This window comes from Deltaproteobacteria bacterium, assembly GCA_022340465.1.
Lineage (GTDB): Bacteria > Desulfobacterota > Desulfobacteria > Desulfobacterales > B30-G6 > JAJDNW01.
The window spans coordinates 1-6,915 of sequence record JAJDNW010000146.1; the positions used below are offsets into that span (position 1 = coordinate 1).

Genomic DNA, 6,915 nt, shown 5'->3' on the forward strand with positions numbered 1-6,915 from the left:
GAACAACGCCTGATCCAATTCCGGCGTGAGAGCCACTCCTTTTTCAACCCTTTCTGCAGATTCAATCAATTCCTCAATATTGACATTGGCAGCTGTACGGGGCACGTACTCTGTAGGGGAACGCTGAAAATCAAGCGCACCAATCCGGTCTGAACCCGATTCCAACAAGTAGGTCAGCTCATCCAACTCGGCCGTATCTACGCTTGAACCCTTAAGCCCAAACTTTTTGTTGATAATCACACGCCGGCCCCATGCATCGGGCGCGGCGTCTCTGATACAGCCGGGCATGGCTAAGCCTGCTGGTAAGGGAAGCACCCCGGCCCTAAGCGGCAATTCAGGTTCATAAATCGCAATTGCAGGTTTGCTATAAATCGTACGATCCAGGTAGCTTCTACCGTAGTTGAACAACACATTGCCGTTATCAGCTTCAAGCCGTCCAGCCACGATAGGCTCGGTTTCGTTCGGCAGCCATATCCATACAAAGGCTTCTTTCTCAGTTTTAGAAATCATCGCGAACCACTTTGGATTTTTTTCGAACAGACTTTGGCAGAAGCGCTAGCTTCTCCGTGGTTTGCCGTAGGTATTTCGTCAACGTCCTTTCATCGGCATCAAACAGTTTGACGCCAACTATGGTGGCCACCTCGAAAACGGCTCCAATTTCGCATTTAAGATTACCCTTTTCGATGCGTTGCAGCAGTCCTCTGGAAATACCAGCGCGGTCGGCCAATTCCTGAGCAGTTAGTTTGCGCTCATGTCGTGCTTCGCGGATCAACGAGCCGAGCAAGGCAGCCGCATCGCGGCTATAGCGTGAGTAGGTGCGTATAATGGACTTCGGCATTGTTTTCCTATTGGTTTGTATATAGGTCATTAATGACCCTAATGCTCTTTCTGTGAACCACGAGTTACAAAATACTCATCAGCTTGTCAAGCCAATTTTGATCCGTATATAGATCTTTAGGATTTCTTATGAGCTATAGGAAGAACATTTTAATGAATTTCAACATCCGTGGGAGAGGTATTGATCTCCATGCCATCATAGAGCAGACCGGTTTTTAGTTGGTTCAAATTGGCCGCCTGTTTCATCACATTTTCCCTGATCAGGTCATCACCACACTGTTTCAGGGCCTGCTCCTGGTCTGGTCCACCAGGTAGCCCAATACATTATTCGATTCCGAAGCATCGGCGTCGGGCTGGTATTTTTCCATAAACGCGTAATAGGCTTTCATGACCTCACTATTTATATATTGAGGATCACTTGGGTCCATGAAGTAGCTGTCGGTGATGATGCCCTGGCATTTTTCATAGCAAGCTCGAGCGCAGCGGGTGGTTCAGTAGCTCTTGCTTTAAGCTTCCGCTCCCCGACCTCTCAGACTCCTTACTCCCTACTGCCTGCTTGAAAGTACCCCATGCTTCAGGCTTCCGGCCTCTGATCAGCGAAAGCGCTCGAGCAGCAGATTGCCGCGTCGCCACAGGCGATAGGCGCCTTCTACGGCAAAGGCCAGACACAGCATGGCCACCAGCACCCATACGTGGGCAGGTGAATGCTTTGCTGTGTAGCGGATCAGGCTGAAGAGGGCGCCCAGGCAGAGCACCACACCGGCGACAGACACCCAGCGCAGGCTGCCGGTTTTTACCGCCAGGCGGGCATTGGCGGCGTTGACGGCGGCAAAGATGATTAGAAAACCGGCGCTGCCCATGGTCGAAATGCTTGAGAGATCGAAAAAATTGGCCACCAGCAGGGTGACGCCGCTGGTAATCAGGAGGCCTTCCACCGGCCGGTTCCACAATTTGCGTTCCAGGATCTCCGGCAGCTCGCCGTCCTTGGCAATGGAGTAGCTGAGACGGGCCGCGCCGTACAGGGTGGCGTTGATGGCCGAAAGGGTGGAGAGCAGGGCCGCGACGGTGATCAGCAGGTAGCCGAAAGACCCCAGAAAAGGCCGGGCCGCCTGGGCCAGGGCGTAGTCCTTGGCATCTACGATTTGCGCTACCGGCAGGTTGCCGATGGTCACTGCGGCCACCATGATGTAGAGCAGGATGACGAACCCGACGGCCGAGTAGTAGGCCAGAGGCAGAATACGGTCCGGTTCGAGGACATCACCGGCGGTGTTGGCGATAAGCTCAAAGCCCTCGTACGCCAGGAAAATGACCATGGCGCCGGCGATAATGGCGCCGGCCTGGGGCCACGCATGCAGCGCCATTCGGGAAACATCCATGGACCAGGCGCCCACACCGATGAAAAAAAGCAGGATGCCGACCTTGGCGGCCACAATCCAGGTTTCGGCCCGGCCGATCGCCTCGACATTGAGAAAATTGAGACCGGTGATCCCGAGCACGGCCATACTGGTCAGCACGTGCTTCCACAGCAGCCGTGAGCCCTCGGGAAACAAGGCCGCTGCATAGCTGCCAAACGCAAAGGCGTACAGGGAGAGCATCACGATATAGCTGATCCAGAGGAGAATGTTGGCCGTGCCGGTAAAAAGCCCCGGGCCGAAAGCCTGGTCCAGGAAGGTGACGGTGCCGCCCTGGCCTGGAAACGCCACGGACAGCTTGGTGTAGGCGTAGGCCGTCACCAGTGCCACCAGCCCGGCGGCCAGGAAGGCCACCGGCGCGGCACCGTGGGTAATCTGTACAGAAAGCCCCAGGACGGCAAAGATGCCGCCCCCGACCATCCCGCCGATGCCGATGGCAACCACCGGCCAGTATCCGATCTTTTTTTTCTTTGCGTCCATTTGGTGTTGGGAATTTAGGGTTTTACGTGTCAGATGGTTACGTGTTAAGAGGCCTTTTGCTGCATATCTCTCGCCCACTTCGTTAGAGTGCGCAGAGAACGCAGAGGGTAATACCTCAGAAGTCAGCGGTCGGAAGCCTGGGGCACTGGGCAAGAGCTATCTCACCGCCCGCTTCACTGACCCGGTAGGGAGCAGGCATTAGGGAGTAAGGAGCACGCCCTACGTATAATATCGCGAGCGTCGTGATGGCAGAAACGCGCCCTACTCCATACTGCCTAATGGAAGCTACTCCATGCTTCAGGCATCCGACCGTTGATCTATGGATTCTGACTTCTGGCCCCGATAGGTAACCATTTACGGCGCACCAAGTCAAGTCTCGCCAAGTTTTTGGGGTGCTTCCTTCGGGCCGGTTTCCTGCGGCGATGTTTGCGGGCCCAAAATCTTTTGAATGTCCAGCGTGTCTATTTTTTCTTTTTCCAAAAGCAGCTTCGCCATGGCTTCCAGTTCGGGGCGATGATCGGCGAGGATCTGCTTGGCCGATTGATAGGCTGAATCGATGAGTGCCTGGGTTTCGCGGTCGATCGACGCCTCCAGGTTTTCGGATCGGCGCTGGGTGGACGGCCCCTGGCCTAAAAACGGGTTGGACGCGTTTTCCACCAACGACCGGTTGGGCATCCGATCGCTCATGCCGTACACCGTGAGCATGCCGTGGACGATGGCGGCCACCTTTTCCAGGTCATTGGCGGCCCCGGTGGACACTTCGCCGAAGATCAGCTCCTCGGCGGCGCGTCCGCCCAAAAGCCCCTTGAGCTTGCCCAGCAATTCGCTGCGGGACATGAGAAAACGGTCTTCAAGGGGGGTCTGCAGGGTGTAGCCCAAGGCGCCGACCCCCCGGGGAATGATGGAGACTTTCTGAACCGGATCGGCCCCCGGCGTGAAGTGTCCGACGACGGCGTGGCCGGACTCATGGTAGGCCACCACCTGACGTTCATGGGGATTGATCAGCCTGTTCTTCTTTTCCAGACCGGCGATGACCCGTTCGATGGCATCCTGAAAGTCTCGCTGATCGATGGTTTGACGGTCCCGGCGCGATGCCAGCAGCGCCGCCTCGTTGCACACATTGGCGATTTCGGCTCCGGCGAATCCGGGGGTTGCGGCGGCTAATTGGCGAAAGTCGACATGGTCGTTCAGGATAAGGTCACGGGTGTGAACGGCGAAGGTCTCCATGCGGCCTTTCAGGTCGGGCCGGTCCACCAGGATCTGACGGTCGAAGCGGCCGGGCCGCAACAACGCCGGGTCGAGCACCTCGGGGCGGTTGGTGGCCCCCATGATGATGATGCCGGTCTGGGGATCGAAGCCGTCCATCTCCGAGAGCAGTTGATTGAGCGTATTCTCCCGTTCGTCGTTGCCGCCGATGACCATGCCCTGGGAGCGGTTTTTACCGATCCCGTCCAATTCGTCAATGAAAATGATGCAGGGCGCCTTGGTCTTGGCATCCTTGAACAGGTCGCGCACTCTGGCAGCCCCGACCCCGACGAACATTTCCACGAAATCGGAGCCGCTCAGGTTGAAGAACGGCACCCCCGCCTCGCCGGCCACGGCTCTGGCCAACAGGGTCTTGCCCGTTCCCGGGGGGCCGATAAGCAGGATGCCCTTGGGCAGTTTGGCTCCCAGCCGGGTGTAATGCTCCGGGTTTGTGAGAAATGAAACCACCTCCTTGACCTCCTCGACGGCTTCATCCACACCGGCCACATCCTGGAAGGTGACTTTTTGGGAGGGGTCCACGGCATAGATGCGTGCCTTGTTCCTCCCCAGGTCCAGGAAGCCGGTGCCCTTTTTCATGCGGCGGGCCAGGAAGCTGCCGAGGAAGATGAAAAAGGCCAGCGGCAGGATCCAGTTGGAAAGAAAGTTGGTCAGCCAATGGGATTCGATTTTGCCCCGATAGTCGACGCCGTGGGATTGAAGATCGGCAATCAACTGGGGATCGTCGAGACGCGTGACGACGAACTGGCGCTCAACCTGCTTTTGCGATTTGCCGTTAAACAGACCGAAATTGAGGTTCCAGGGGGCCTTCTTGCGAACCGGCTGGAATCCCTGCGATTCGTCGGCACGGCTTCTGTCGGTTAGCGTGGTCGATTTCTCCAGGCCGAAAATGCGGTTCTCTTCCAGGATCACGCTCTGAATTTGGTCGTCGGCCAGCAGATGGCGAAATTTGCTGTACGAAATCTCCTTGACCGCGGCACCGCTGAAGAAAATCGATTCGAGCATAATGATGGTGAGAAAGACCAACAGGTAATAGCTTATTGAAAACTTGTGCTGCTGTTTCATGGCTGACTCTCTTTATTCTGTTCTGTTCGTGCCGGCATGCAGGCGCGCCCATCGGCTGCCTGCGGACGCGACCCCGATTTCACGGGGGAGGTGATTGCAAAATCGGGGCCGATGAACCGCAGGGCGCGGATGGACACGCGTGTTATCAGCCGACGGTTACCTGCACCAGACCGCCCTGGCCGGTGCGGTGGTCCAGGGCCTTGAGCAGCACCCGCTGATGGGGCGGCAGGGATTTGATCAAACTCACAAACCCTTCGACCCCATGAACAGGCGTGTTGTTGACCCCCAGAATGACGTCGTCCTTTTCAAATCCCACGGTGCCCATGGGACCATCGGCATCCACCGATGCAATGGCCACCCCGATGCCCGAGTTGAGTCCATATTCACGGACCTCATCGGATTTGAGCGGACGCAGCACCACCCCCAGGCGATCTTCCAGGGAAGCCGCGATCCGGCGAACCGCGTCGTCCAGGCTGCCGATGGTAACGGACAGATCGATGGCTTTCCCGTCCCGGGAGACGGTGAGTGCGGCCTCGTCCCCCACCGGGGTATTGCCCACACGGCGCTGCAGTGCGGCCGCATCTTCGATCGGCTGCCCCTGGTACTCGATCACCAGGTCGCCTTTCTTCAGGCCCGCTTCGTCGGCGGGACTCTTGGGCACCACTTCGGCGATGAAGGCGCCGTGCTTGTCTTTGAGCTTCATCGATTTAACCTGTGCCGGTGTCAGGTCGCTGATGTTGACGCCGAGCCAGCCGCGGATCACTTTGCCGTGGTCGATCAAGGCCTTGGCCACATGCACGGCCATGTTGCTGGGAATGGCGAAACCGATGCCTTCGAAGCCGCCGGACTCGCTTGCGATAGCCGCATTGACCCCGATCACCTGGCCCGACAGATTGAGCAGGGGGCCGCCGCTGTTGCCGGGATTGATAGCCGCATCGGTCTGCAGATAATCCTGGTAGGAGGTGGGATCGAGAACGCCGCGCCTGTGCTTGGCGCTGATGATTCCCTGGGTAACGGTCTGGTCGAGTCCCCGTGGATGCCCGATGGCGACTACCCAGTCGCCGACTTCCATCCGGTCCGAGTCGCCGAAGGTCACTGCCGGAAGCTTTTTGTCGGCATCGATGCGGATCACCGCCAGATCGGTCTTGGGGTCGGCTCCCACGAGCTTGGCCGGGTAGGAGGTGCCGTCGGCTAGCAGGACGCTGATTTCGGTTGCACCGGCAACCACGTGGTTGTTGGTCAAAATGTTGCCCTTAGCGTCGATGAGCATACCGGTTCCCAGCGCCTTCAATTCCTGCTTGAATTTTTTCGGCGGCTGGGGACCGTTGAAAAAGAAATGAAAAAAGGGCTCGTTGCCGAAAGGCAGCATGGGATTGGCCACCTCCCGTCGCTGGGTGACATTGATGTGCACCACCGCGGGAATGTTTTCCTGGGCCACTTTGGCAATGGCCGTTCGCCAGCCCGCGTCGATCGGGTTGTCCGTTGCCGGCTTAACTTGCTCTTTTTTGGCGGCAGGGGCCACCGATATCTGGCTGGAAGACGCCTGACACTGCGTCAACCCCAAGGCCGTCACCATCATTAGTATCGTGATAAGATACCGCAGTCGATTTTTTCGTTGATTGTTCATGTTGCCCTCCTTTGGCTTTGGTTGAAAGCCTTCTGTATAATCGGTTCAGCGTTTGAAAAACTGGTATGTTCGCTGAGTTAGAAGTTAATTCCAACGGCGGCAAAAGGGTATAAGCGGGCTTCTGATTTTGATGTAGGACTTGTCTGGCATTTCCCGTCAGGCATTGTCCTACGGGCGGGTCGCTTCAGGCTTTCTGATGTAAAGGACCTATAATTTAATGAGCATCCCCAA

5 protein-coding genes are annotated in these 6,915 nt (G+C 57.1%); all 5 read right to left on the minus strand.

Annotated elements, in window-relative coordinates:
- On the minus strand, window positions 1-510 hold a 510-nt coding region (locus LJE94_18805), incomplete at its 3' end, for a HipA N-terminal domain-containing protein (protein ID MCG6912146.1).
- Window positions 500-838, minus strand: coding sequence for a helix-turn-helix domain-containing protein (locus LJE94_18810; GenBank protein ID MCG6912147.1), 339 nt, complete (start codon window positions 836-838; stop codon window positions 500-502). The genes LJE94_18805 and LJE94_18810, both read right to left, overlap by 11 nt.
- A gap of 592 nt (window positions 839-1,430) precedes the next feature.
- A complete protein-coding gene (locus LJE94_18815) occupies window positions 1,431-2,729 on the minus strand; it encodes an APC family permease (protein MCG6912148.1) in 1,299 nt (432 codons plus the stop codon).
- A gap of 369 nt (window positions 2,730-3,098) precedes the next feature.
- Window positions 3,099-5,057 (minus strand): ATP-dependent zinc metalloprotease FtsH, encoded by a 1,959-nt coding sequence (gene ftsH / locus LJE94_18820; protein MCG6912149.1) that lies wholly within the window; start codon window positions 5,055-5,057, stop codon window positions 3,099-3,101.
- Window positions 5,058-5,202: 145 nt separating this feature from the next.
- A complete protein-coding gene (locus LJE94_18825) occupies window positions 5,203-6,684 on the minus strand; it encodes a Do family serine endopeptidase (protein MCG6912150.1) in 1,482 nt (493 codons plus the stop codon).
- Window positions 6,685-6,915 lie beyond the last annotated feature (231 nt).